The sequence below is a fragment of the Tropicimonas sediminicola genome (assembly GCF_900188335.1).
Lineage (GTDB): Bacteria > Pseudomonadota > Alphaproteobacteria > Rhodobacterales > Rhodobacteraceae > Tropicimonas > Tropicimonas sediminicola.
In genome coordinates this window covers 453,617-477,033 of sequence record NZ_FZOY01000001.1, presented here as the reverse complement: position 1 = coordinate 477,033, position 23,417 = coordinate 453,617, and the positions used below count along the sequence as shown (strand labels likewise).

The following is a 23,417-nucleotide window of genomic DNA, read 5'->3' as shown; positions in this document are numbered from 1 at the left end:
GGCTTTTGCATTCGGTTTCCTGAATGCACCTTGATACACATCAATAAGACCGGACTTCCATCACAGACGTATGAGAGGCAAGGCGCGATTGGCCCAGCCGCGTTCAACTTTGCGATGGGCCGAGAGAAGGATCGCGGCGTCCGGACAGGCGCGCCGAACCCCTTGCAGAACCCGGGCTGCGGTCTCCCGGTCCAGCCCCTCGGTCGGTTCGTCGAGCAGCAGGATCCGCGGCCGCCGGAGCAGGACGCGGGCCAGTACCAGTCGTCGCGCTTCGCCCCCCGAGAGGCCCTTGCCACCCTCCCCGAGCCGCGCGTCGAGCCCGCCCATCCGGCGCACCACGCCGTCAAGCGCCACGTCGGCGAGCACCGCGTGCAACGCCGCGTCCCCGGCATCGGGCGCGCCAAGCCTCAGGTTCTCCGCGATCGTGCCGCTGATCAGGGCGGATCGCTGTGGGAGATAGCCCAGCACGGCCCGCAGGTCCGGCTCCGTCCAGTCGCCGACCGGCCTTTCACCGATCAGAATACGCCCGCCCTGCACGGCAGTTAGGCCGGCAACCGCGTTCAGAAGCGTGGACTTCCCGATCCCGCTCGGCCCGGTCAACGCCACCGTCTCTCCCGGAGCCACGGTGAGGTTCACCCCGGCAAACAGCGGCTGCCGGGCCCCCGGAGCAGCGAGCGTCACGGTGTCGAGCTGCAGCCCCGGCGCAATGTCTGGTTGGGGTCCGGCGGGCATCGGCCGCGGGTCGGGCGTGGTCTGCAGCATCCGGTTCACCCGCCGGGCAGCATCCCGCATCGCTCCGATCTCCGCCACGCCCCGCCGCAACGGCGCGACCGTCTCGGCCAGCGCCAGGACCGCCAGCACCGCGAGCGCCACCTTTGGCGCCGTGATCACCCCGCCGCGGGCGAGTTCCGCCCCGAGCAGGAGCGCTCCGGCCGCCGCAAGGGTCACGGCCACCGAGACAAGCACCCCGGCCCGCCGCTCCACCCGCGCGACCTGAAGCCCCGCACGTCGGGCTCTCGCATCAGCATCCAGAACGGAGGCAAGCGAGCTGTCGAGCTGCCCGGCAAAGGCCAGCATCGCCCGCCCGCGCAGGTGGTCGATCACCCGCACGCGGAACGCCTGATCCGCCGCCGCCGCCAACCGCGAGGGCCGGGCACTCGCCCGCATGGCCCAGCCCAGGGCCAGCGCCGATCCGGCCGCCAGACCGAGCACCGACCAGGACGCGACCCTCGGATCGACAAGCCAGGCCAGCACGGCCCAGGCCCCGGCCAGCGTCACGCCGCCGGCGAGCAGCGGGATCACCAGCCGCAGCGCGACGCCGTCCAGCGCGTCGACATCGGCGGTCAGCCGGCCCAGCACCTGCGCACCTCGAAACCGGCTCATCACCTCAAACGGCGCGGCGGAGATCCGCGCCAGCAGGCGCACGCGCAGCAGCGCCAGCGCCCTGAGCGTGGCATCGTGGGTGAGCAACCGCTCGCCATAACGCGCCGCGGTCCGGCCAAGCGCCAGGAAACGGACGGCGGCACTGGGGCGAAACACGTCGAACACCGCGCCGGTGCCGGCCAGTCCCGCAGCCCCTGCCGCGACGATGAACCAGCCGGACAGTCCGAGCAGCGTCGCCCCCATCGACAGCACCACGACCGACAGCGCGATGCCGCGCGCCAGCGCCCAGCTTTCCGACCGCAGGATCATCGCGAAGACGGAGAGCAGGTGCCGGGTCATACGGTCGTCTCCAGCGTGATCTGTTGATCCATGCGCGCGGCGAGAGCCGGATCGTGGGTGGCCACCACCAGCGTCGCGCCGCCGCGAGCGAGCGCCAGCAGGCTGTCCGTCACCGCCGCGGCCGTCTCGGCATCGAGGTTCGACGTGGGCTCGTCCGCGAGGATCACATCGGCCGCGCCGAGTGCTGCGCGGGCCAGCATCAGGCGCCGCGCCTCGCCACCCGACACCCCGGCCCCGGTCTCGCCCAGCCGGCTCAGAAGCCCGCGCGGCATCCGCTCCAGAACATCCCGCGCCCGCGCGACGTCCAGCGCCATCCGAACCTCCTCCGCGCTGGCTCCCGGCTCGCCAAGACGCAGGTTGGCCCCGAGCGAGGCCGCGAAGAAATGCGGCGCTTGCGGCACCCAGCCAATGCGCATCCGCCAGGCATCGGCGGCCGCGTCCCCCAGCCGATGCCCGGCAACCCGGATCTCGCCCCCGGAAACCGGCACGAGCCCCGCGAGCGCGGCCAGTAGCGTGGATTTCCCCTGCCCGCTCGCCCCGACAAGAGCGCAGCTTCCTCCGGCCGGCACCGTGAAATCCGGAAAGCGCAATCGAAGCCCCGGCGCCGCAAGCACCTCCAAGCCCACCGTCTGCAGCGACGGCGCCCCGGGCAAAGGCACGGCAGTTACGCCCGCGCCGACCAGAGCGACAGAAACCTCCGCCTCCGCTTCCGCCAGTTCCGCCGCAACGGCCGTCGCCGCCGCCTTGTCGTGCCAGGCCGCGGCCACGTCCCGCAAAGGCTGGAAGAACTCCGGTGCCAGCAACAACAGGAAGATGCCCTGCCCCATGGTCAGCGGCGTGGCCCACGCTCCGAAGGAGATCGTGCCGAGCAGCGAGAACCCGACATAGACCGCGACCATCGCCACCCCGAGCGCCGAGAACAGCTCCAGCACGGCCGACGACAGGAAGGCGATTCGAAGCACCTCCATCGTGCGCGCGCGCAGCGCCTCCGCGCGCTCCGCAAACCCTCCCAGAACCTGCGTCCGCCCGTCGAGCAGTCGAATGTCAACCAGCGCCTGCAACCGTTCCAGCAACCGGGTGTTTAGGCTCCCGATCTCCTCCATCTGGCGCGCGCTGGCATCGCGGGCCGCCATCCCCACCAGAGCCATGAAGACCGGGATCAACGGCCCCGCGACCAGCAGAACCAAAGCGACCGCCCAGGAGCACCAGGCCGAGACCGCGAGGATCACCAGCGGCACTACCGCCGCGCGCAGCCAGGCCGGCCTGTACCGGGTGAGATACGGTGCAAGCGCCGCCAGCTTCTCGGAGGCCAGCGCCGCGACCGCCGCGGACCCGGGGCCGCCGGCCATGGGTGAACGCCGCCCTTCCCTTCGGATCAGGGCAGATCTTTCGACCGCGAGCACCCCGTCCGCCGCCTCGACCGAGAGCCTGTCCGACAGCGCCTGCAGCCACGCGCGCAGGATGCCCAGAGCGGCAAACCCTACCGTCCCCGTCAAGCTGGCGCTGATCGTCGCCCGACCGTGCACCAGTTCGGACAACAGCCACGCAACCGCGCCGGCCTGCGGCAACCACAGCAGGGCCGCGACGACCGAAACCCAGCCGGCCCGGTCGAGCCGCGCCTTCTCCGGCGTCACCGCGTCCAATAGCCTCAAGCCGGCCGGACTCGCGTCTTTTCCGCTCAATGGACTTCCCATAGATTCATTCTCGATGCATTTATACAGGTATCGGTGTAAGGTACGTGACCTGTATCAAGACAGGGCCGGCCCTGATGCCCGAGCGGCCCTGCATTGGAAAGGATGTGCTCGACATGCGTTTGACCGTTCGCACCAACCTGGCGATGCGCGCACTCATGTTCTGTGCGATCAACACGGACAGGACGGTGCGGAAATCCGAGATCGCCGAAGCCTGCAACTCCTCGGAAAACCACCTCGGCGTCGTGATCAACATGCTTGGCCAGACCGGGTTCATCGAGACGGCGCGCGGGCGCAACGGTGGCGTTCGTCTCAAGGTGGCGCCGGAATCGCTCAGCGTCGGGCAGGTCTTTCGCGTGTTCGAGGCGAACGTTCCCTTCGCCGAGTGTTTCGCGGGATCCGACAACCATTGCCCGCTCACCGCAAGCTGCCGGCTGCGGGGGCACCTCTCGGTCGCGCTCGAAGCCTTCTACCACGCGCTCGACGACGTGACGCTGGCCGACCTGGTCAAGGACAACGCCGGCCTGCACTCCCTGCTGCAGATCGAGAAGGCCTGAGAACAGGCGGCTCACGATCCATCCTGCTTTCTGGTCGCCTCGCCCGGAAGGCGCTGCTAGTCTTTGCCGCGACCGGCCAATCCCGGACTGCCGAGGATCTGCAGCGAGGCCGCACCCGAGGGAGTTTTTCATGCGTTCATTTCTTCTCGCTCTCATGGCCCTGATCGGAGCGCCTGCCCCCGGCATCGCCGAGACGCTGACCGGAACGGTGACCTACCTGCAACGCATCATGTTGCCGCCCTCGGCCGAGGTCGTGATCTCGTTTCAGGACGTCTCCCGCGCCGATGCGCCGGCCGAGGTTCTCGCGACATACCGGATCCCCGAGCCGGGCGCGCCGCCGTACCGCTTCGCCTTTGCCTACGACCCCGCCCGCATCGATCCCGCGCACAGCTATACCGTGATGGCCCGCGTCATCGAGGGGGACAGGCTTCTCATGATCACGGACACGGCCTATCCCGTGCTGACGCGGGGCGGCGGTACCGACGTGGAGATGATCCTCAAGATGGCAAACGACACCCCGCCGCCGAAGCCCGACGTGGATTTCGTCAACACATACTGGAAGATCCTGACCCTCGGCGACACCCCGATCGAGGTGCAGGACAACGCGCGCGAGCCCCATGTCATCCTGCGCACGGATGGCAGCTACAACGCGACCGTCGGCTGCAACATGATCCGCGGCGGCTACGAGCTGAACGGTCCATCCGTCCGCTTCCTGCCCGGGGCTGCGACGATGATGGCATGCCCGCCGCCCCTCGACGCGCTGGAACGCTCGCTCGGCGAAATGCTCGAGGCCGCGTCGGAGCACCGCGTGAGCGGCGAGCAGATGGAGCTTGTCGGACCCGAAGGCGAGACCCTCGCAACCTTCCGGGCGGTCGATTTCTGACCCGCCCGCTTCACCTGTCCTCCAATATCCCCGCCAGAGGCGCCGCGCGCTTGCGCGCGGCCACGCCCAACGGGAGGAGCGCATCTTCGATGCGCCGACGACCGGCGGGAGCCCCGCCTCGCCGGTCAATCGGCCGGAGGAAATCCAAAGCTCGGCCAGTGGTCCCGTTCGAGCGATGGCAGGACCGCGACCGCCGCAGGATAGGCCATACCTTGTGGTGAATGCGCCGAAGGCGTGACGACGACAGGGATTCCCGCCGCAACGGCCGCGGCATACCCGACCGGGCTGTCCTCGAAGACCAGCGCCTCTTCCGCCGCGATCCCCAGCCCGGCCAGCGCCAGGCGATAGCCCTCCGGGTCCGGCTTCTTGGCCGACACGTCGCTGCCGGTAATCACAAGATCGAACAGCCCTGAAACCGGGCCGGGCAGGCACCCCTGCGCCAGCGCGTTGAAGCTCTCCGCGCTCGCAGCCGTCACCACCGCCCGCCCGATCCCCGCGTCGCGGGCCGCCCTGATCAGGTCGGCCACGCCGGGCCGCAGGCCGAGCGCCCCGCCTGCCAGCATCCTTGCATAATGCCCGCGCTTGCCTTCGTAGACCCGTCCGAGCGCGGTCGCGCCGAGCCGCGCCGCTTCCGGCAGGCTTTCCTGGAAAAACCCCATCCGCTCGATCCCGCCCGAGACCGCCAGCAATTCGCGGTTGAGTGCATCGTCCCAGTGCCAGTCCAGGCCCGCCTCCGCGAAGGCCGCGTTGAAGGCCTGCCGGTGGAGGTCCTCGGTTTCCGCGAGGGTCCCGTCGACGTCGAAAATCAGCGCCTTCATTCGGCCGCGGTCTGCCGCGCTACGGCCTCGATCACGATCTCCTGCAGCCGGTCGAAATGGTCGAAGCTCCAGTCGTGCGGCATGGCCGCAATCGGGGACTTGCGATACCCCTCGGTGTAGAGCGCGAAGGGGATCTCGGCGCGGCGGGCGGTTTCGGCGTCGATCTCGCTGTCGCCCACGTAGAGCGTCGCGCCGCCGCCCATGTCCTCGACCGTCTTCAACAGCATGTCCGGCTCGGGCTTGCGGCTGTCGATCATCCCGGCGGCGACCACGGCATCGAAGGTCGGCTCCAGCCCCATGTGCCGGATGACCGCCCGTGCCGGCAGTTCCGGCTTGTTGGTACAGAGCCCCAGCCGATGCCCCGCCGCCTTCAACACCGCAAGCGCATCGACGACACCGGGGTAGAACACGGCCTTCTCCACCGCGTATTCGTACTGCGCGACGAAATCGCCGTAGATCCGCGCGTGGCTCTCCGGCGTCTCCTCGATCCCCCGCGCGGCCATCATGCGGCTCACGAGGACCTTGGCGCCCTCGCCGACGAAGCTGCGGGTCTCCGCGATGGTCAGCGGCTCCTTGCCCAACTGCCCGAGAATGATCTCCGACACCGCCTGGATATCCGGCGCGCTGTCGATCAGGGTTCCGTCGAGGTCGAATACGATGTTCATGCCGCTTTCCATTTGATCGAACAGCCCATGGAGGCCACCTGCTCCTGCGGGCCGCGTCCGGTCTCGGCGATCAGCTTCATCGCCTCGAAAAGGTCGCGCCGTGCGTCCGCAGGCCCTGCCCTGTTGCGCGAGGCATCGAGCCGCCCGCGATACTGCAATTCGCGATCGGCGTTCAGACCGAAGAAATCGGGCGTGCAGGCCGCATCATAGGCCCTCGCCACACGCTGGCTCTCGTCGTGCAGATAGGGAAACGGCAGGTCCCATTCCCGCGCCTTGACCTTCATCTGCCCGAAGCTGTCGGCCGGATAACTGATCGCGTCGTTCGAACAGATCGCGGCCACGCCGATGCCGAGCCCCTGCAACTCCCGGCCGTCCCGCACGATCCGGTCGATGACCGCCAGCACGTAGGGGCAGTGGTTGCAGATGAACATGATCAGCGTGCCCCGCGGCCCCGCGATCTCCGACAGGGCGTGATCGCGCCCGTCGGTGCCGGGGAGGGTGAAATCCGGAGCTTTCCAGCCGAAATCGCAGACCGGGGGAATGGCAGGCATGTTCTGCACCTCCTGTCGATGCGGTGGCGAAGGGCATCAGGGCCCGCCCGCGTGCACCTTCGGGTTTATGCGTTCTCGCCCACGAAACGATATGACGATCCGTCGCGCTCCGCACGCCCGAGCCCGCCGGGCAGGTGAAAGCCCACGAAACGCATCTGCTCCGATGCCAAACGATCCATCAGGGCGCTGCGGGTTGCTGCCGCCATGGGCTGGTCCTGATCGGAACCCGACAGCCAGTCCGGCCGGGCAAAGGCCACGTGATGGTTGCCGATCGCGTCGCCGATCACCATGACGCTCTCGTTGCCGGCGCGGATCTCGAAGGACATGTGGCCCGGCGTGTGGCCGGGGGTCATGTGCGCGGCCACCCCCGGCAGGATCTCCTCCCCGTCCCCGAAGAAGGTCATCGAATCCTCCATCAGCGCCAGCCGCCGCTGCGCGCCCACGGCAAAGGCGGTGCGGCCGGCGTCGATGCTCTCCACCGTCTTCGGATCGATCCAGTAGTCCCATTCCGCCTTGCCGATCAGATGCTGCGCCCCGGAGAAGAACGGCTCGTCGAAATCGTCCAGCACACCCCAGAGGTGGTCGGGATGGCCGTGGGTAAAGACGACATGGGTGATCTCCTCCGGCGCCACTCCCGCCGCGTCGAGCGCCTCGCCCAGCCGGCCCGCGCTGTCCTGGAAGGTCGCGCCGGCGCCCGCATCGAACAGTACCACCATGTCGTCCTTGCGCAGCAGCGTCACGTTGCACTCCGGCGTCAGCGCCGCGGCGGGCTCCATCCCGAAGGGCTGCAGCACGCCGGCCAGTTCCTCCCCGGGCATCGGGCCAAAGATGAATTCAGCCGGCAACATCAGGTGGCCATCGCTCAGCACCTCCACCGTTGCACCGCTAAGCTCGAGCGCCGCCCGCGCCCATCCTGCCCGCAAGCCAAGGGCACCGGCGGTCGCGCCCGCCAAGGCACCCTGCATCATCCCGCGTCGAGTCAGTTCCATCGGATGTCCTCCCCTGTCTCCGAGGAATCCATGCTCGCATTCAATTTTATGAATGACAATATGCGGAAGACCCGATACCCGCAGATCCGCCAGGATCCCGGCGGGCCATCATGCTGTATCGATCACCTTCCAATGCAGCATTTCCGTCTCGACCACCCGGCGCGCGAAGGGCGCCATGCCAGCCGGCCCGGACAGCCTGTCCTTGAAATGGATGCACAGATCGGGCCGCCGGGAGGCGATCACTCCGACGAGGTCGCCCCGCACGGCATCGTCCAGCCCCGCGCCGACAACCACGCTCCGAATGTTCGGCTCCGCCTCCAGCTGCGCGATCACCTCCTCGCGGCTATGAGCGCCGAGCCACTGGATTGGCAGATCCTCCAACTCCCGCGCGACGGTGTTCACCACGTCCGGCAGACGCCCGACAAGAAGAACCACAGGTTTCATGTTTGCCTCCCTCACGTTCGCACATCGAGGGATCGCCGCCGTTCGCGGCGGTCCGGTCGAAGGATAGCACGATTCGCCCTCCCCGACCTTGACCGCGCCCCGGGTCAGGCGCCGGGCTGCGCCGCCTCGGCGGCTGACCGGATCGCCCTGATGTTCTCGCCGTAGGGCGCCGGGTTATCGACGGACCCGCCCTTGAACACCGCCGACCCGGCCACCAGAACGTCCGCCCCGGCCTCCGCCATCAGCGGCGCGGTCTCGGGCGTGATGCCGCCGTCGATCTCGATATGGATCGGACGGTCGCCGATCATCTCCCGCAGGCGGCGCACCTTCTCCACCTGGGAATGGATGAACTTCTGACCGCCAAACCCCGGGTTCACCGTCATCACGCAGACCAGGTCGACCATGTCCAGCAGGTATTCCACGTCCTCGATGCCGGTCCCCGGGTTCAGCGCCAGCCCGGCCTTGCAGCCCGCAGCCCGGATCGCCTGCAGCGTGCGATGGATATGCGGTCCCGCCTCGAGATGGGCGGTGATCACGTCGCTGCCGGCCTCGGCGAAGGCGTCGATATAGGGATCGACCGGCGCGATCATCAGGTGCACGTCCATCACCGTTTTCACATGCGGGCGGATCGCCTTCACCAGCGGCGGGCCAAAGGTCAGGTTCGGCACGAAATGGCCGTCCATCACGTCCACATGGACCCAGTCGCATCCCTGCGCCTCGATGGCCCGGATCTCCTGCCCGAAATTCGCGAAATCGGCCGACAGGATCGACGGCGCGATCTTGATGGAACGGTCGAAGGTCATTGCTGGTCTCCCTGTTGTCTCGAACGGCCCCCAAAGGGGGCGCTGCCTGCCTCGCCTCCCCTGCACAAGGGCCGAGGCCCCCTGCCGGCATGGTCGGAAAACTCGATAGGCCCTGCGCTTCGGGAACGGAAGCCCCGCATTGGCGAAAATCGCGACGTCAGATCGCCCGCCGGCCCGCCGGCCCGAAACCGTGTCGCCCACGACGCCCGAACCGGAACAGGAACGGCGCCCCCGGGAAAACCGGGAGCGCCGCATGTCGTTCAGCAAGGGTGGCGCCTCCTCCCGTTCCAAGCCGCGCAGGTCGTGAAACGCCGCGACCAGGTCAGGGAGCGGAAGGCGCCCTCCGTTCAGATCCTCAGATCAGTTTCCCCATCGCGACGGCGGTGTCGGCCATGCGGTTGGAGAAGCCCCATTCGTTGTCATACCAGGACAGGACCGAGCAGAGCGTGCCGTCCATGACCTTGGTCTGATCCATGTGGAAGATCGAGGAATGCGGGTCGTGGTTGAAGTCGATGGAGACGTTCGGCAGCGTGGTGTAGCCCAGAACGCCCTTCATCGGGCCATCGGCCGCGGCCTTCACGGCGGCGTTGATCTCTTCCACCGTGGTCTCACGCTTGGCGATGAACTTCAGGTCGACAACCGAGACGTTCGGCGTCGGAACCCGCATGGCGAAACCGTCCAGCTTGCCGTTCAGATCCGGCAGCACGAGGCCAACGGCCTTGGCGGCGCCGGTTGAGGTCGGGATCATCGACATCGCGGCGGCACGGGCGCGGTAGAGGTCCTTGTGCAGCGTGTCCAGCGTCGGCTGGTCGCCGGTGTAGGAGTGGATCGTCGTCATCATGCCCTTCTCGATGCCGATGGCGTCGTTGATCGCCTTGGCAAACGGGGAGAGGCAGTTGGTGGTGCAGGAGGCGTTGGAGACGACGAGGTCCTCGGAGGTCAGCACGTCATCGTTGACGCCGAACACGACCGTCTTGTCGGCGCCGGCGCCGGGAGCGGAGATCAGAACGCGCTTGGAGCCGTTCTCGAGGTGCAGGGCGGCCTTGTCGCGGGCGGTGAAGATGCCGGTGCATTCCATCGCGATGTCGACGCCGTCCCAGGGCAGTTCCTTCGGATCGCGGATGGCGGTGACCTTGATCGGGCCGCGGCCGACGTCGATGGTGTCCTCGGTCGTGGTCACGGTGCCGGGGAAGCGGCCGTGCACGGAGTCGAAGCGGATGAGGTGTGCGTTGGTCTCGACCGGTCCCAGATCGTTGATCGCCACAACTTCGATATCGTCACGGCCGTTCTCGACGATCGCGCGAAGCACGTTGCGGCCGATCCGTCCGAAACCGTTGATGGCTACTTTCACTGTCATGGTCAGTTCCTCATTTCAGAGTAGGGACATTGCGGCATCGCCTACGGACTCGGCCGTATTGCCGAAATGCGGTAATGGTCCTTGCCGGGGACGAAGCCCCGAACGTGGTCATACCCACATAGGCACTGTTGTCACCCGGCAAATCCCCCCACCCCTGACGATTGTGCATGGCCGCCCCCAGGTCCGTCATCGCCAGACCGGCCGCCTGCGGCCCGGCAAAGCCCGGCCTTCTGACGGCAGCGGCGTGACGGAAGCGGACCGGACTCAAGCCACCTGCTTCGCACCTGCAGCAACTCCGCAGCCCCCAATGCCACAACGATTTCCCGCCGTTTTCGCGGTTGCGCCAAGGGCCGCAAAACCCGACTACCCGGCCCCTTCCAGCACCCGCCGGCGATCCGGTTTTCAGGCTCCGGAAGCGCCCGAACGCGGCCGTTTTTCGCCTCTGAGAGGCCGAAACCAGCCGGGTTAGCGCTCGCACTGGCGGCAATGTGCCACGCCTCCCGAGCCCCGATCTGGCGCCCCAAACGGCCCTTGAGCGGCCTCCCAATGGCGTCGGGCGCGGCGGCCGGCCGGATCGTGAAGTGAGTCGGGCCGCCGGCGACACGCCCGGCACCTCAACGAGGCATGAGCCAGGTGACTGGCAGACCCTACAAATCTGAAAACCTCGCCTTCCGACGATCCAGCGCCAAGCGCGCCGCAAGCCGCGCGCCATGGGGCAAATTGCCACCCAACCGGGTGGCGACTTCGTCAGCGCGACTGATTGCGAAAAACCGGCCTGTCCGCAGCGGGACCGGCAGACCGGCCTTCGGACGTGCCCCGGGCAAGGGAAACGCCGCCCCGCCATCGAAGGCAGGGCGGCGGCCAGGAGTGCGGTTCATTTCGGCGAGAAGCGCGTGCCGCCCCTTTCGGGCCCTCCCCGACACACGCGCCGAAGGCAGCGATCAGCTGCCGCTCGAACGACCTGTCACCTCGTCCAGCGCCGCCCGGTTCATACGAACCAGTTTGCCCGTCTCGGCACTGTACTGTTCAAAGGCCGTCTTCAGATACCGCCCCTGGATCTCGCGAAATGCGACCGGGTCGCAGCATTGCAGGATCTCGCCCTGGAACCGGATCCCCTCCCGGATCCGGTCGGAGCTGAATTGCATCATTTCGTTGCCCATCTCCGTCATGCTGCGAACCCATACCGGGTTCATCCAGGCGAGCGCCCCCATACCGGCCCGCTGCCAGTCCGAAAGCAGTTCGGCCATGCGCTCTGCATTGGCCATGGGTGCGACCCCTGGAGCTTCGTTCATATCCCGCCCCTCCCCAAGCGCGATTCGTCCGTAGACACCTCGGAAACTGACGCGGGGTCAGAACAATGTCCTTGATTGAGGTCAATGTCCCGGTAAACAGGCCATGCTTTGCCGGTCGGGCGCACCGGCAGGAGGGGGTCAAGCCATGCACGCCACCGACCGCCCGACGGGGCTGACCTCGGACGAGGTGGAGCGGCGTCGCGCCGAACACGGCTGGAACACCCTGCCCGAGCAGAAACCGACCTCGCCCTGGGCGGTACTCGCGCGCCAGTTCACCTCCGTCCTCGTGCTGATCCTGATCGTCGCCGCCGGCATCGCGCTGTTTCTCGGAGAGACTGTGGACGCCATCGCGATCGGGCTGGTGGTGGCGCTGAACGGCGTACTCGGCTTCGTGCAGGAATGGCGCGCAGAGACGGCGATCCAGGCGCTGCGCTCCATGCTCTCGCCGATGACCCGCGTGGTGCGCAACGGGCGCGAACAGCCGGTCGAGGCCCGGACCCTGGTGCCGGGCGACCTCGTTGTACTCGACGCGGGCGACAACGTCCCCGCCGACCTTGGCCTCGTCACGGCACTGAACCTGAGGATCGACGAGAGCGTCCTGACGGGCGAATCCGTACCGATCGAGAAACGCGCAGGTCGAAAGGCCGCGGCCCCCGCGGACGACACGGCCACCCGCGCCTTCATGGGCACCTCCGTGGCCGCGGGTCGCGCCGAGGGGCTGGTGACGGCCATCGGCGGCGCCACCGAGTTCGGTCGGATCGCCGGCCTGACCGGCGAGGCGGAGCAACTGCCGACGACGCTCCAGATCGGCATCGGACGGCTCGCGCGCCAGCTCGGCGTGGCCGCGGTCGGGATCGCCGCCGCCGTCGCCGTGGTCGGTGTGCTGACCGGGCGGGCGCCGATAGAGATGGTCCTGACGGGGCTCTCGCTGGCCGTGGCGATGGTGCCTGAGGGACTGCCGGCAGTGGTGACCATCACACTGGCGCTCGGGGCCTCCGCGATGGTGCGGCAGAAGGCGCTGGCGCGGCGGCTCCAGGCGGTGGAGACGCTCGGCGCCGCCTCGGTGATCTGCACCGACAAGACCGGCACCCTGACCGAGAACAAGATGACCGCCACCCGGGTCTGGACCCCGGCGGGCAGCTACGAGGTCACCGGCACGGGCTATGACCCCGCAGGCCGCATCGAAAGCCCGGACGGCCCGGTCCGCGGCGACGACGATCCGCTGCTCGGCGCACTTCTCGAAACCGCCATCACCTGCAACCACGCCCATGTCGACCACACCGGCGACGGCTGGGAAATGACCGGCGATCCAACCGAGGGCGCACTTGTCACGCTTGCGATGAAGGGTTGGATCGCGCCTCCCGACCCCGCCACCATCCGCGGCGAAATCCCGTTCGACAGCGAGCGCAAGCGCATGTCGGTGATCGCCGAGGGGTCGCATGGCGGGGTGCTGCATGTGAAGGGCGCGCCGGAACAGGTGCTCGAGGTCTGCACGAGCCTCGTCGCAGCGGAGGGGCTGCAACCACTGGGGTTGGCGAGCCGCCGCCTGATCCGCAACGCCTACGAGACCATGGCCGCCGAAGGGCTGAGAGTCATCGCGCTTGCCCGCGCCGGCACCGAACCGGGCGCTGTCCATGCCGAGGAACGGGAGCTGACGTTCCTCGGCCTCGTGGGCCTGATCGACCCGCCCCGCCCGGAAGTGCGCGGCGCCATCGCCGGCGCGCGCGGCGCCGGGATCCGTGTGATCATGATCACCGGCGACAGCCCTCTGACCGCAACCGCCATCGCCCGCGAGCTCGACCTGCCGGCCAGCCACGCCATCACCGGCGCGGAACTGGAGAAGATGAGCGACGAAGCGCTCGACACCGCGCTGCAGGGCGAGGTGATCTTTGCCCGCACCGCGCCCGCCAACAAGATGCGGATCGTCCGCACCCTGCAGGCCCGCAACCAGGTCGTGGCGATGACAGGCGACGGGGTGAACGACGCCCCGGCGCTGGAACAGGCCGATATCGGCATCTCGATGGGCCAGCGCGGCACCGACGTTGCCAAGGGCGCCTCGGACCTGGTGCTGCTCGACGACAATTTCGCCACCATCGTCCGGGCGATCCGCGAGGGACGGCGCCAGTTCGACAACGTGAAGAAGTTCGTCCGCTACCTGCTGGCGTCCAACGCGGGCGAGGTGATCGCGATCCTCGCCAACCTGCTGATCGGGGGGCCGCTGATTTTCCTCGCGACGCAGATCCTCTGGATGAACCTTATCACCGACGGCGTCACCGCCATCGCGCTCGGGTTGGAAAAGGCCGAACCTGGCCAGATGAAGCGCCCGCCCCGCGACAAGGGCGAGCCGATCCTCGACCGGGCGGGGCTGATCCTGCTGGTGCTGTTCGGCCTCTACACCGGCGGGGCGAGCCTCTGGATCTTCTACACGCTGCTGCCGCAGGGAGAGGTGCTGGCCCGCACCGCCGCCTTCACCGCGATGGTCCTGTTCGAGAAGAGCAGCGTCTTCGCCTTCCGGTCGCTCCGGGATCCCTGCTGGCGGATCGGCTGGTTCTCCAACCCGCTCCTGCTCGTTGCCATCGTGTCGATGGTGGGCCTGCAACTGGCGGCGATCTACTGGCCGCCGCTGCAGACGCTGCTGCGCACCGAGGCGCTCTCGCTCGCGCATTGGCAGATGATCGGCGCGCTCACCCTGCCGCTGATCATCGTGCCGGAACTGGTCGCGACCATCGCCCTGCGGAGACGGGCCGCCTGACCCGGCTGCATTCCCAGCGGCAGCGCGCCAGGGCGGCGGCAGGCGTCACGGTTCGGACGGATTGCGCGGCGCCGGCTGACGGGTGATCCACGATCAGGGCGCCCGCAAACGCCGCAGCCCGCGGGCGAGGGCCGATTCCCCCTTCCCATCAAGGCGAATCGCGCCTATACGGCACGCTTCCATACACCTGGGCATACACCCTTGGAGGATGCCCGCAACTCAGGAGAATACCAATGGCTGGTGAGATTCCCGATCTTCACGCCGAGGTACGTACGGGGACAGGCAAGGGGGCCGCTCGTCAAGCTCGTCGTGAGGGCCTCGTGCCCGGAATCATCTATGGCGGCGGCGAAGAGCCGGTTGCCATCAACATCCCCTTCAACAAGCTGATGCAGTACCTCAAGGCAGGCCGCTTCCTGTCGACGCTGTTCAACATGAAGGTGGAAGGCCAGGAAGATGTCCGCGTGATCTGCCGCGGCGTTCAGCGCGACGTGGTGAAGGACCTGCCGACCCATGTCGACTTCATGCGTCTGCGCCGCACCTCGAAGGTCAACCTGTTCATCCCCGTCGAGTTCACCGACGAAGCCAAGAGCCCCGGCCTCAAGCGCGGCGGCGTGCTGACCGTGGTGCGTCCGGAGATCGAACTGGTGGTGACCGCCGGCGACATCCCCGAGAAGGTGGAGATCTCGCTTGAAGGTCTCGACATCAACGACCACGTCTCGATCTCGATGGTGAAACTGCCGGAAGGCGCCAAGCCGACCATCGACCGCGACTTCAACATCGCCTCGATCTCGGCCCCCTCGGGCCTGAGCGCGAGCGGCGGCGACGAAGAGACGGAAGAGGCCGAGGAAGACGCCGAAGCTTGATCGGCGCCTCCGGGATCGCGCCCGTCGCAGATCCCAGGGCAATCGAACGGATCGGGGCTCCGCAGGCAACAGGCCGGCGGGGCCCCTTTCCTTTCCGGCCGGCCGCACCGGCCATATGAACGAGACCGCAGAAGAGGCCCCGACATGCTCAACTACCTGACGCTGATCTTTCTCTGCCAGCTGCTTGGCGAAATCGGTGTCGGGCTGCTCGGCCTGCCGATCCCCGGGCCGGTGCTGGGCATGGTCCTGCTGTTCCTGTTCCTGATGGTGCGGGGCCGGGTGCCGGAGCCCCTCGGCGAGGTGGCCGGCGGTCTGCAGGGCGCGATGTCGCTGTTGTTCGTCCCCGCCGGTGCCGGAGTGATCCTGCATGTCGAACTGCTCGGCGCGGCCCTCGCCCCGCTGGGCGCCGCGCTGGTGGTCAGCACGCTGCTAACGATCGCGGTCACCGGCCTGCTGATGCAGTGGCTCGGGCGGAACGACGAGACGGAGGCAAGCGATGACTAACCTTCAGGAAACCTGGGTCTATCTCAGCGCCTCTCCCCTCTTTCACCTGACGCTCACCCTGGTCGCCTTCCAGGCCGCGTCATGGCTCTTCCACAAGGGGGGGCGCAATCCGCTGCTCAACCCGGTGCTCGGCGCGGTGATCCTCGTGGTCGTCGTTCTCAAGGCCACCGGGACCGACTACGCGACCTATTTCGAGGGCGCGCAGTTCGTGCACTTCCTGCTTGGCCCGGCGACGGTCTCGCTCGCCGTCCCGCTCTACCGGCAGTGGCACCGGGTCCGGGCCTCTGCGCTGGCGATCACGGCAAGCCTGCTCTGCGGCTCGCTGACCGCCATCGCCTCGGCCATCGGGATCGCCTGGGCGCTCGGCGGCACGCCGGAGGTTCTGGCCTCGCTCGCCCCGAAATCCGTCACCGCGCCGGTCGCCATGGCCATCGCCGAGGAACTCGGCGGCCTGCCCTCCCTGACCGCCGTGCTTGTGATCGTCACCGGCATCTTCGGTGCCATGTTTGGCCCGTTGTTGCTGACGCTCCTGCGGGTGCGCAACTGGGGTGCTCGCGGGCTGGCGATGGGCACGGCGAGCCATGGCATCGGCACCGCCCGGGCGCTGCAGGTCAACGAGACGGCCGGCGCCTTCTCCGGCCTCGCGATGGGGCTCAACGCCCTGGCCACCGCGCTGCTGCTGCCGATCCTCTGGGGGCTCTTTTCCTAGAGCCCCTCGCCGATCGCCTGAACGGATTCGAAGATCTCCAGCTCCGGCGGCCCGAAGTAGATGTCGCGCGTGCCCCCTGCCCCGGCATGGGCCTTGCGGAAGGCTTCGGACTTCGTCCAGTCGGCAAAGGCCCGCTCGCTCTCCCACATCGTGTGCGAGGCATAGAGCCGGTAGCCCTCCCGTTCCGGCCCCTTCATCAGGTGGAAGGCCACGAACCCGGGCACCTCCGGCAACTGGCTCTCGCGGCCCTTCCAGACCTGCTCGAACTCCTCCTCGCAGCCCGGCTTCACCTTGAACCGGTTCATCGTCAGGTACATGGCACTCTCCTGCTGTCGCCGCCGGGACCACGGGCTGGCAATCCGCGGCAGTTCACGGCATGACAAGGGCAACGTCAACCGGATCGCAACAGGACGCTCGCCTTGCAACTCTTCGTCGGACTCGGCAACCCGGGCGCGAAATACGCCCAGAACCGCCACAACATCGGATTCATGGCGGTGGACCGGATCGCCGAAGATCACGGCTTCGGCCCCTGGCGCAGCAAGTTCCAGGGCCAGCTGTCGGAGGGCAGGCTGGGGTCCGACAGGGTCCTGCTGCTCAAGCCCGAAACCTTCATGAACCGTTCCGGCCAGTCCGTCGGCGAGGCGATGCGCTTCTTCAAGCTCGAGCCGGGCGACGTGACCGTCTTTCACGACGAGCTCGATCTTGCCCCCGGCAAGGTGCGGGTCAAGCAGGGGGGCGGCCATGCCGGGCACAACGGGCTGCGCTCGATCCATGGCACGATCGGGCCGGAGTATCGCCGTGTGCGGCTCGGCATCGGCCATCCGGGCCACAAGGACGCGGTGGCCGGCTACGTGCTGCGCGACTTCGCCAAGGCCGAAGCGGGCTGGCTCGACGACCTGCTGCGCGGCATCGGAGACGGCGCGCCCGCGCTGGCCGACGACGATTCAGCGAAGTTCCTCAACGCCATCGCCCTGCGCGTAAACCCGCCCCGCTCCTCCACCACCAAGCCCAAGGCGGCCGACGCGCTGGCGTCCGCACCCGAAGCGACGCAGGAAGAGGCACCTCGCAGCCCCCTGCAACGCCTCGTGGACAAGTTTCGCTGAAACACGCCGCCGCTGGCGGACCATTCGCCGCAATCCCCTCGACAGGGCGCGACACCCGTCTATCCTTCAAGGGGAGCCAGTCGCGAGGCCCGCATGAAGAAAGATCCGTCCATCAACGTCCTTGGCAGCGCCCTGCAGCCCTGCTCGACCGATCCGCTGACCGGTTTCTTTCGTGATGGGGCATGCAACAGCTGCGCCGAGGATCGCGGCAGCCACACGGTCTGCGCGATCATGACGGCTGAGTTCCTGGCCTATTCGAAATACGTCGGAAATGACCTCTCCACACCGCGGCCCGAGTTCCGCTTCCCCGGCCTGAAGCCCGGGGATCGCTGGTGCCTCTGCGCGGGGCGTTTCCTGCAGGCGCACGACGAGGGCTGCGCCCCGAGGGTGAACCTCGCCGCCACCCACCGTCGCGCGCTTGAAACCGTTCCGCTGGAGATCCTTTACGAACACGCGGTGCCGGAAACGGAAGAGTAAGCCCCGGGCCCGGCGCGGTCGCGTCAGGCCCGGTGGAAGGGATGCCGCCTAGTCGGAATCACTCATGTCGAACCCGAGCGCGCGCGCGACGGTAAAGATGTCCTTGTCGCCCCGCCCGCACATGTTCATGCAGATTACGTGATCCTTCGGCAGCTTTGGCGCGATCTTCATTACATGGGCCAGCGCGTGGGACGGCTCCAGCGCGGGGATGATCCCCTCCTGCTGGCAGCAGAGCTGGAAGGCGGCCAGCGCCTCGTCATCGGTGATCGAGACATATTCCGCCCGGCCCGTGTCATGCAGCCAGGAATGCTCCGGTCCGATCCCGGGATAGTCGAGCCCGGCCGAGATCGAGTGACCCTCGAGGATCTGCCCGTCCTCGTCCTGCAGCAGGTAGGTCCGGTTGCCATGCAGCACGCCGGGCCGCCCGCCGGTGAGCGAGGCGCAATGCTCCATCTTCTCGTTCACGCCCTTGCCGCCCGCCTCGACGCCGATGATCTTCACGTCCTTGTCGTCGAGGAACGGGTGGAACAGCCCCATCGCGTTGGAGCCGCCGCCGATGCAGGCGATGATCGTGTCGGGCAGGCGCCCTTCGCGCTCCAGCATCTGCGCCTTGGCTTCCTTGCCGATGATCGACTGGAAGTCGCGCACCATCGCCGGATAGGGGTGCGGCCCGGCCACGGTGCCGATGCAGTAGAAGGTGTCGCGCACATTGGTCACCCAATCACGCAGCGCGTCGTTCATCGCGTCCTTCAGCGTGCCCCGGCCGCTCGTCACCGGAACGACCTCGGCGCCCAGCAGCCGCATGCGGAAGACGTTCGGCGCCTGCCGCTTCACGTCGGTCGCGCCCATGTAGACCACACATTTCAGGCCGAACTTGGCGCAGACGGTGGCGGTGGCCACGCCGTGCTGGCCGGCCCCGGTCTCGGCGATGATCCGCGTCTTGCCCATGCGCCGCGCCAGCAGCAGCTGGCCGAGCACGTTGTTGATCTTGTGCGCCCCGGTGTGGTTGAGCTCGTCCCGCTTCATGTAGATCTTTGCGCCGCCCAGATGCTCGGTCAGGCGATCGGCAAAGTAGAGCGGCGACGGCCGGCCGACGTAGTGCTTCCACAGGTCGTCCATCTCCGCCCAGAAGCTCTCGTCGGTCTTGGCGTGCTCGTACTGCGCTTCCAGGTCGAGGATCAGCGGCATCAGCGTCTCCGACACGAAACGGCCGCCAAACATGCCGAAGCGCCCCTTCTCGTCAGGCACGTTCATGAACGAATTGATCAGATCCTCGGGCATCGCCATCCTCATTGCTTGCGCGCCGCCCAGCCGGACAGCCCGGCGATCCTATACCGGCACCGAAGCGGCGAAAACCACCCCCGCTTCTTCTGTCCGAAAATATCCCCGCCGGAGGCACGATTTTTCGTACGAAAAATCGCCGGCCCCGACACATTCCGTTTCGCCTCAGTCCAGGCTCTTCTTGAAACCGACATGCGAAGCGACGTAGCCGAGCCCCTCGTAGAACGCATGCGCCCGCGTTCGGGCACTGTTCGTGGTGAGCTGCATCAATCCGCATCTTGCGTCCCGCGCCCGGCGCTCCGCATCGGCGAACATCTCCGCGCCGATCCCCTGGCCCCGTGCCTGCGACGCCACCCGGACGCTCTCGATCTGGGCGCGCCGCGTCGCCTTGAGAGACAGGCCGGTGATGAAGGTCAGCTGGTAGGTGGCAACCACTTCCCCCGCGCGTTCGCCGACGATGAGCCGGTTGCCGCCCTCGGCCTGCATCGCCTCGAACGCCGCGACATAGGGCGCCAGATCGCCGCTCTCCCGCCCCTGTCCAAGCGCGTCATCCGCCAGCATGGCGACGATCGCCGGCACGTCCTCGCGCCGCGCCTCGCGCCACACGAGGCTCATGCCTGCGCCGCGTCGATGAAGGCCCCGATCCTGGCCGCGTCCTTGATCCCGGGTGCGCTTTCGACGCCGGAGGACACATCGACCTGCCGCGCACCGGTCAGGCGGATCGCCTCGGCCACGGTCTCCGGCGTCAGCCCGCCGGCGAGCATCCAGGGCACCGGCCAGCGGCGGCCGGCGATCAGGCGCCAGTCGAAGGCCAGCCCGTTGCCGCCGGGCAATTCCGCGCCCTTGGGCGGCTTGGCATCGACCAGAAGCTGATCGGCCACCCGGCCGTATTCCACCAGCGCCGGCAGGTCCGCCTCGGTTGCGACGCCGATCGCCTTCATCACCGGCAAGCCGTAGCGGGCGCGCAGGTCGGCCACCCGCTCGGGGCTTTCCGCTCCGTGAAGCTGCAGCATGTCGAGCGGCACCGTCTCGACGATCGCGTCCAGTTCCGCGTCGCTGGCATTGACGGTCAACGCGACCTTGGCCAGCCCCACCGGCGCCTCGAGCGCCAAGGCGCGGGCCGTCTCGATGTCCAGATGGCGGGGGGATTTCGCAAAGAAGACGAAGCCGGCATAGGCCGCCCCGGCCTTGGCGACGGCATGCACGTCCTGCGGCCGTGTCAGGCCGCAGATCTTGACCCTGATGTCGGACGGCATGGCGCGATCAGCTGGCCTTGCGGGTTGCGGCGTCGTCCAGGATGGCGAGGACCTCGTCCTTGCCCTGGTTGGTCTCGACCTTCAGGCGCGAAACCTCCCGGTTGAGCGACTTGACCTGCTTCTGACGCTTGGCGACCTCGGCCCGGTGCTTGCTCTCGCGGATCCACTCCAGCACGTAGCCGAGCAGCAGCCCCACGGCCACGCCGCCGAGTACCACCACGAAGAGCGGCAGATCGATCGAGTAGTTCCAGGCGGCCAGATCGGCAAGGCCGGTCGGCAGCACGGTCAGCGTGACAAGCTGGCGATTGGCCATCGCGCCGATCACGAGCGCGACGAGAATCAGGGCAACGAACAGGTAACGGATATAACGCATCGCGGGTCGAACCTCTCAGGTCTCCAGTCCATTCAACCGGTCGCGCAGCAGCTTCCCGGTCTTGAAGAAGGGGACGTGCTTCTCGTCCACATCGACCGCTTCGCCGGTGCGCGGGTTTCGTCCCGTCCTCGCATCCCTTTTCTTCACGGAAAAGGCGCCGAAACCGCGCAGCTCGACCCGGTCGCCCCGGGCCATCGCGCCGATGATCTCCTCGAAGACCGTGTTCACGATCCGCTCGACATCCCGTTGATAGAGGTGGGGGTTCTCCTCTGCGAGGATCTGTATGAGTTCCGATCGGATCATGTTCCTCCCCCTCTCTCGACGAACAAGCGGCGGCCCCGCCAGCCGTCCCGCTCCTCGGACTATACGGGCATTTTCCGGAGCGCGGAACGGAAAAGGCAGGGTGAAGTGCCAGAATCTGCCGACTAAAGCTTGGAAATCAGGCGAGAAATCTCGTGACCGAACGGCGCTCTGGCACTTCGCGCGTTTCCGGGCGCGCCACCGATCATCCGCAGGAGGCTCGATTCGCAAGGTTGAACACTGTTCTCGCGCCCTCGCGCCTGGCCGCCCGGCCCCGGAAAAGGAAAGCCCCCCGCGCCGGGCGCGGGGGGCTCTGTGGTTTCTGCGAAGGTCTCGCGCAGGACGTCAGTCGTCGCCCTTCAGCGCGGCGCCGAGGATGTCGCCCAGCGATGCACCCGAATCGGAGGAGCCGAACTGCTCGACCGCTTCGCGCTCTTCGGCGATCTCGCGTGCCTTGATCGACAGGCCCAGACGACGGGTCTTGCTGTCGATGTTGGTGACGCGCACGTCGACGTGATCACCGACCTGGAAGCGCTCGGGGCGCTGCTCGCCACGGTCGCGGCTGAGGTCGGAGCGGCGGATGAAGGACTTCATGCCCTCGTATTCCACCTCGATGCCGCCGTCCTCGATCGCGGTGACGGTCACGGTGATGACCGAGCCGCGCTTCACGCCGCCAACGGCTTCCGCGAACTTGTCGCCGCCCAGGGCCTTGATGGAGAGCGAGATGCGCTCCTTCTCGACGTCGACCTCGGTGACCACGGCCTGAACCACGTCACCCTTGCGGTACTGCTGGATGGCCTCTTCGCCGCGCTGATCCCAGCTGAGGTCGGAGAGGTGCACCATGCCGTCGATGTCGCCCGGAAGGCCGATGAACAGACCGAATTCGGTGATGTTCTTGACCTCGCCCTCGACCACGGTCCCTTCCGGGTGGGTCTCGGCGAAAACATCCCACGGGTTGCGCATCGTCTGCTTGAGGCCGAGCGATACGCGACGCTTCGCGGTGTCGATCTCGAGCACCATGACTTCCACTTCCTGGGAGGTGGAGACGATCTTGCCAGGGTGGACGTTCTTCTTGGTCCAGGACATCTCGGAGACGTGCACCAGGCCCTCGACGCCCGGCTCCAGCTCGACGAACGCACCGTAGTCGGTGATGTTCGTGACGCGGCCGGTGTGCACCGACTCGAGCGGGAACTTGGCTTCGACGGAATCCCACGGGTCGGCCTGCAGCTGCTTCATGCCGAGGCTGATGCGGTGGGTTTCCTTGTTGATCTTGATGACCTGGACCTTGATGGTCTCGCCGATCGACAGGATCTCGGAGGGGTGGTTCACACGGCGCCAGGCCATGTCGGTGACGTGCAGCAGGCCGTCAACGCCGCCGAGGTCGACGAACGCACCGTATTCGGTGATGTTCTTGACCACGCCGTCGACCGCATCGCCTTCGGTCAGCTTGCCGATGACCTCGGCGCGCTGCTCGGCGCGGGATTCCTCGAGGATCGCGCGGCGCGAGACAACGATGTTGCCACGGCGACGGTCCATCTTGAGGATCTGAAACGGCTGCTTGAGGCCCATCAGCGGGCCGGCGTCGCGCACGGGGCGCACATCGACCTGAGAGCCGGGCAGGAAGGCCACGGCGCCGCCGAGATCGACGGTGAAGCCACCCTTGACGCGGCCGAAGATCGCGCCTTCGACGCGGGCTTCGTCGGCATAGGCCTTCTCCAGGCGGTCCCAGGCTTCCTCGCGGCGTGCCTTGTCACGGGAGATGACGGCTTCGCCACGGGCGTTCTCCACGCGATCGAGGAACACCTCGACCTCGTCGCCGACGGCGATTTCCGGGGCCTCGCCGGGGTTGGCGAATTCCTTGAGATCGACGCGGCCTTCCATCTTGTAGCCGACGTCGATGATGGCCTGACCGGCCTCGACCGCGATCACGCGGCCCTTGACAACGCTGCCCTCGGACGGCGTGTCGATCTCGAAGCTTTCTTGAAGGAGGGCTTCGAATTCCTCCATGGATGCATTAGCGGACATTC

Annotated in this window: 25 protein-coding genes; 8 read left to right on the top strand and 17 right to left on the bottom strand. The window is 67.6% G+C overall.

The annotated features are described in order from the left end of the window. Positions 1-60: 60 nt before the first annotated feature. Both cydC and cydD read right to left on the bottom strand, forming a co-directional pair. Positions 61-1,722 (bottom strand): thiol reductant ABC exporter subunit CydC, encoded by a 1,662-nt coding sequence (gene cydC / locus CHB86_RS02310; RefSeq protein WP_089230929.1) that lies wholly within the window; start codon positions 1,720-1,722, stop codon positions 61-63. Then, on the bottom strand, positions 1,719-3,374 hold the full coding sequence (cydD, locus tag CHB86_RS02305; RefSeq protein ID WP_245837702.1) for a thiol reductant ABC exporter subunit CydD: 1,656 nt from the start codon (positions 3,372-3,374) through the stop codon (positions 1,719-1,721). The genes cydC and cydD overlap by 4 nt, the downstream gene beginning before the upstream one ends. Positions 3,375-3,529: 155 nt before the next feature. On the opposite strand from cydD, the gene CHB86_RS02300 reads away from it, so the two are divergent. Together CHB86_RS02300 and CHB86_RS02295 are read left to right on the top strand one after the other, a co-directional pair. Then, positions 3,530-3,970, top strand: coding sequence for an Rrf2 family transcriptional regulator (locus CHB86_RS02300; RefSeq protein WP_089231584.1), 441 nt, complete (start codon positions 3,530-3,532; stop codon positions 3,968-3,970). Positions 3,971-4,100: 130 nt separating this feature from the next. Beyond that, positions 4,101-4,853: a YbaY family lipoprotein gene (locus CHB86_RS02295; RefSeq protein WP_089230927.1), complete on the top strand. Its 753-nt coding sequence runs from the start codon at positions 4,101-4,103 to the stop codon at positions 4,851-4,853. 125 nt (positions 4,854-4,978) lie between these two features. Here the strand turns inward: CHB86_RS02295 and CHB86_RS02290 are convergent, their stop codons facing one another. The 8 genes from CHB86_RS02290 to CHB86_RS02255 form a co-directional block, all read right to left on the bottom strand. After that, positions 4,979-5,671: an HAD-IA family hydrolase gene (locus tag CHB86_RS02290; protein ID WP_089230926.1), complete on the bottom strand. Its 693-nt coding sequence runs from the start codon at positions 5,669-5,671 to the stop codon at positions 4,979-4,981. After that, positions 5,668-6,336, bottom strand: coding sequence for a phosphoglycolate phosphatase (gene gph, locus CHB86_RS02285; protein WP_089230925.1), 669 nt, complete (start codon positions 6,334-6,336; stop codon positions 5,668-5,670). The genes CHB86_RS02290 and gph overlap by 4 nt, the downstream gene beginning before the upstream one ends. Then, positions 6,333-6,887 carry a thioredoxin family protein gene (locus CHB86_RS02280; protein ID WP_089230924.1) on the bottom strand — a complete coding sequence of 185 codons (555 nt, stop codon included), beginning with the start codon at positions 6,885-6,887 and terminating at the stop codon, positions 6,333-6,335. The genes gph and CHB86_RS02280 overlap by 4 nt, the downstream gene beginning before the upstream one ends. Positions 6,888-6,952: 65 nt before the next feature. Continuing rightward, on the bottom strand, positions 6,953-7,876 hold the full coding sequence (locus CHB86_RS02275; RefSeq protein ID WP_089230923.1) for an MBL fold metallo-hydrolase: 924 nt from the start codon (positions 7,874-7,876) through the stop codon (positions 6,953-6,955). 108 nt (positions 7,877-7,984) lie between these two features. Then, entirely contained in the window at positions 7,985-8,320 is a 336-nt protein-coding gene (locus CHB86_RS02270; protein ID WP_089230922.1) for a hypothetical protein, read from the bottom strand. 104 nt (positions 8,321-8,424) lie between these two features. Continuing rightward, positions 8,425-9,123, bottom strand: coding sequence for a ribulose-phosphate 3-epimerase (gene rpe, locus CHB86_RS02265; RefSeq protein WP_089230921.1), 699 nt, complete (start codon positions 9,121-9,123; stop codon positions 8,425-8,427). Positions 9,124-9,478: 355 nt separating this feature from the next. After that, a complete protein-coding gene (gene gap / locus CHB86_RS02260) occupies positions 9,479-10,480 on the bottom strand; it encodes a type I glyceraldehyde-3-phosphate dehydrogenase (protein WP_089230920.1) in 1,002 nt (333 codons plus the stop codon). 941 nt (positions 10,481-11,421) lie between these two features. Beyond that, complete coding sequence (locus CHB86_RS02255) at positions 11,422-11,727, bottom strand: phasin family protein (RefSeq protein ID WP_176442740.1); 306 nt, start codon at positions 11,725-11,727, stop codon at positions 11,422-11,424. Between the two features lie 190 nt (positions 11,728-11,917). On the opposite strand from CHB86_RS02255, the gene CHB86_RS02250 reads away from it, so the two are divergent. The 4 genes from CHB86_RS02250 (at position 11,918) to CHB86_RS02235 (ending at position 16,600) form a co-directional block, all read left to right on the top strand. Further along, a complete protein-coding gene (locus CHB86_RS02250; RefSeq protein ID WP_217898250.1) occupies positions 11,918-14,524 on the top strand; it encodes a cation-translocating P-type ATPase in 2,607 nt (868 codons plus the stop codon). 233 nt (positions 14,525-14,757) lie between these two features. Further along, entirely contained in the window at positions 14,758-15,387 is a 630-nt protein-coding gene (locus CHB86_RS02245) for a 50S ribosomal protein L25/general stress protein Ctc (protein WP_089230917.1), read from the top strand. Positions 15,388-15,531: 144 nt separating this feature from the next. Further along, a complete protein-coding gene (locus tag CHB86_RS02240) occupies positions 15,532-15,891 on the top strand; it encodes a CidA/LrgA family protein (RefSeq protein ID WP_089230916.1) in 360 nt (119 codons plus the stop codon). Next, complete coding sequence (locus CHB86_RS02235) at positions 15,884-16,600, top strand: LrgB family protein (protein ID WP_089230915.1); 717 nt, start codon at positions 15,884-15,886, stop codon at positions 16,598-16,600. The genes CHB86_RS02240 and CHB86_RS02235 overlap by 8 nt, the downstream gene beginning before the upstream one ends. On the opposite strand, the gene hmuQ is transcribed toward CHB86_RS02235, so the two are convergent. Next, positions 16,597-16,917: a heme-degrading protein HmuQ gene (hmuQ, locus tag CHB86_RS02230; protein ID WP_089230914.1), complete on the bottom strand. Its 321-nt coding sequence runs from the start codon at positions 16,915-16,917 to the stop codon at positions 16,597-16,599. The genes CHB86_RS02235 and hmuQ overlap by 4 nt on opposite strands. 102 nt (positions 16,918-17,019) lie before the next feature. Here hmuQ and pth point away from each other — a divergent pair, with 102 nt between their 5' ends. Together pth and CHB86_RS02220 are read left to right on the top strand one after the other, a co-directional pair. Further along, on the top strand, positions 17,020-17,703 hold the full coding sequence (pth, locus tag CHB86_RS02225; RefSeq protein WP_089230913.1) for an aminoacyl-tRNA hydrolase: 684 nt from the start codon (positions 17,020-17,022) through the stop codon (positions 17,701-17,703). A gap of 93 nt (positions 17,704-17,796) precedes the next feature. Next, the gene (locus CHB86_RS02220; protein ID WP_089230912.1) at positions 17,797-18,180 is read left to right on the top strand and encodes a DUF2237 family protein; all 384 of its coding nucleotides are present in this window, start codon (positions 17,797-17,799) and stop codon (positions 18,178-18,180) included. A 48-nt stretch (positions 18,181-18,228) separates the two neighbouring features. Here CHB86_RS02220 and trpB read toward each other — a convergent pair whose 3' ends face one another. From trpB to rpsA, 6 genes are all read right to left on the bottom strand, one after another. Continuing rightward, positions 18,229-19,461: a tryptophan synthase subunit beta gene (trpB, locus tag CHB86_RS02215; RefSeq protein ID WP_089230911.1), complete on the bottom strand. Its 1,233-nt coding sequence runs from the start codon at positions 19,459-19,461 to the stop codon at positions 18,229-18,231. A 165-nt stretch (positions 19,462-19,626) separates the two neighbouring features. After that, on the bottom strand, positions 19,627-20,076 hold the full coding sequence (locus tag CHB86_RS02210; RefSeq protein WP_089230910.1) for a GNAT family N-acetyltransferase: 450 nt from the start codon (positions 20,074-20,076) through the stop codon (positions 19,627-19,629). After that, the gene (locus tag CHB86_RS02205) at positions 20,073-20,717 is read right to left on the bottom strand and encodes a phosphoribosylanthranilate isomerase (protein ID WP_089230909.1); all 645 of its coding nucleotides are present in this window, start codon (positions 20,715-20,717) and stop codon (positions 20,073-20,075) included. Before CHB86_RS02205 ends, CHB86_RS02210 begins: the two co-directional genes overlap by 4 nt. Before the next feature lie 7 nt (positions 20,718-20,724). Further along, complete coding sequence (locus CHB86_RS02200) at positions 20,725-21,090, bottom strand: lipopolysaccharide assembly protein LapA domain-containing protein (RefSeq protein ID WP_089230908.1); 366 nt, start codon at positions 21,088-21,090, stop codon at positions 20,725-20,727. Positions 21,091-21,105: 15 nt separating this feature from the next. Continuing rightward, positions 21,106-21,393, bottom strand: a complete 288-nt coding sequence (gene ihfB, locus CHB86_RS02195) for an integration host factor subunit beta (protein ID WP_089230907.1) — start codon at positions 21,391-21,393, stop codon at positions 21,106-21,108. Positions 21,394-21,735: 342 nt separating this feature from the next. Next, positions 21,736-23,415, bottom strand: coding sequence for a 30S ribosomal protein S1 (rpsA, locus tag CHB86_RS02190; RefSeq protein ID WP_176442739.1), 1,680 nt, complete (start codon positions 23,413-23,415; stop codon positions 21,736-21,738). Positions 23,416-23,417: the final 2 nt, after the last annotated feature.

Excerpts from the sequence above, each read along its gene's own strand:
- cydC (WP_089230929.1), bottom strand. The coding sequence starts at position 1,722 with ATGACCCGGCACCTGCTCTCCGTCTTCGCGATGATCCTGCGGTCGGAA.
- CHB86_RS02300 (WP_089231584.1), top strand. The coding sequence starts at position 3,530 with ATGCGTTTGACCGTTCGCACCAACCTGGCGATGCGCGCACTCATGTTC.
- CHB86_RS02295 (WP_089230927.1), top strand. The coding sequence starts at position 4,101 with ATGCGTTCATTTCTTCTCGCTCTCATGGCCCTGATCGGAGCGCCTGCC.
- CHB86_RS02290 (WP_089230926.1), bottom strand. The coding sequence starts at position 5,671 with ATGAAGGCGCTGATTTTCGACGTCGACGGGACCCTCGCGGAAACCGAG.
- gph (WP_089230925.1), bottom strand. The coding sequence starts at position 6,336 with ATGAACATCGTATTCGACCTCGACGGAACCCTGATCGACAGCGCGCCG.
- CHB86_RS02280 (WP_089230924.1), bottom strand. The coding sequence starts at position 6,887 with ATGCCTGCCATTCCCCCGGTCTGCGATTTCGGCTGGAAAGCTCCGGAT.
- CHB86_RS02275 (WP_089230923.1), bottom strand. The coding sequence starts at position 7,876 with ATGGAACTGACTCGACGCGGGATGATGCAGGGTGCCTTGGCGGGCGCG.
- CHB86_RS02270 (WP_089230922.1), bottom strand. The coding sequence starts at position 8,320 with ATGAAACCTGTGGTTCTTCTTGTCGGGCGTCTGCCGGACGTGGTGAAC.
- rpe (WP_089230921.1), bottom strand. The coding sequence starts at position 9,123 with ATGACCTTCGACCGTTCCATCAAGATCGCGCCGTCGATCCTGTCGGCC.
- gap (WP_089230920.1), bottom strand. The coding sequence starts at position 10,480 with ATGACAGTGAAAGTAGCCATCAACGGTTTCGGACGGATCGGCCGCAAC.
- CHB86_RS02255 (WP_176442740.1), bottom strand. The coding sequence starts at position 11,727 with ATGGCCGAACTGCTTTCGGACTGGCAGCGGGCCGGTATGGGGGCGCTC.
- CHB86_RS02250 (WP_217898250.1), top strand. The coding sequence starts at position 11,918 with ATGCACGCCACCGACCGCCCGACGGGGCTGACCTCGGACGAGGTGGAG.
- CHB86_RS02245 (WP_089230917.1), top strand. The coding sequence starts at position 14,758 with ATGGCTGGTGAGATTCCCGATCTTCACGCCGAGGTACGTACGGGGACA.
- CHB86_RS02240 (WP_089230916.1), top strand. The coding sequence starts at position 15,532 with ATGCTCAACTACCTGACGCTGATCTTTCTCTGCCAGCTGCTTGGCGAA.
- CHB86_RS02235 (WP_089230915.1), top strand. The coding sequence starts at position 15,884 with ATGACTAACCTTCAGGAAACCTGGGTCTATCTCAGCGCCTCTCCCCTC.
- hmuQ (WP_089230914.1), bottom strand. The coding sequence starts at position 16,917 with ATGTACCTGACGATGAACCGGTTCAAGGTGAAGCCGGGCTGCGAGGAG.
- CHB86_RS02220 (WP_089230912.1), top strand. The coding sequence starts at position 17,797 with ATGAAGAAAGATCCGTCCATCAACGTCCTTGGCAGCGCCCTGCAGCCC.
- trpB (WP_089230911.1), bottom strand. The coding sequence starts at position 19,461 with ATGCCCGAGGATCTGATCAATTCGTTCATGAACGTGCCTGACGAGAAG.
- CHB86_RS02210 (WP_089230910.1), bottom strand. The coding sequence starts at position 20,076 with ATGAGCCTCGTGTGGCGCGAGGCGCGGCGCGAGGACGTGCCGGCGATC.
- CHB86_RS02205 (WP_089230909.1), bottom strand. The coding sequence starts at position 20,717 with ATGCCGTCCGACATCAGGGTCAAGATCTGCGGCCTGACACGGCCGCAG.
- CHB86_RS02200 (WP_089230908.1), bottom strand. The coding sequence starts at position 21,090 with ATGCGTTATATCCGTTACCTGTTCGTTGCCCTGATTCTCGTCGCGCTC.
- ihfB (WP_089230907.1), bottom strand. The coding sequence starts at position 21,393 with ATGATCCGATCGGAACTCATACAGATCCTCGCAGAGGAGAACCCCCAC.
- rpsA (WP_176442739.1), bottom strand. The coding sequence starts at position 23,415 with ATGTCCGCTAATGCATCCATGGAGGAATTCGAAGCCCTCCTTCAAGAA.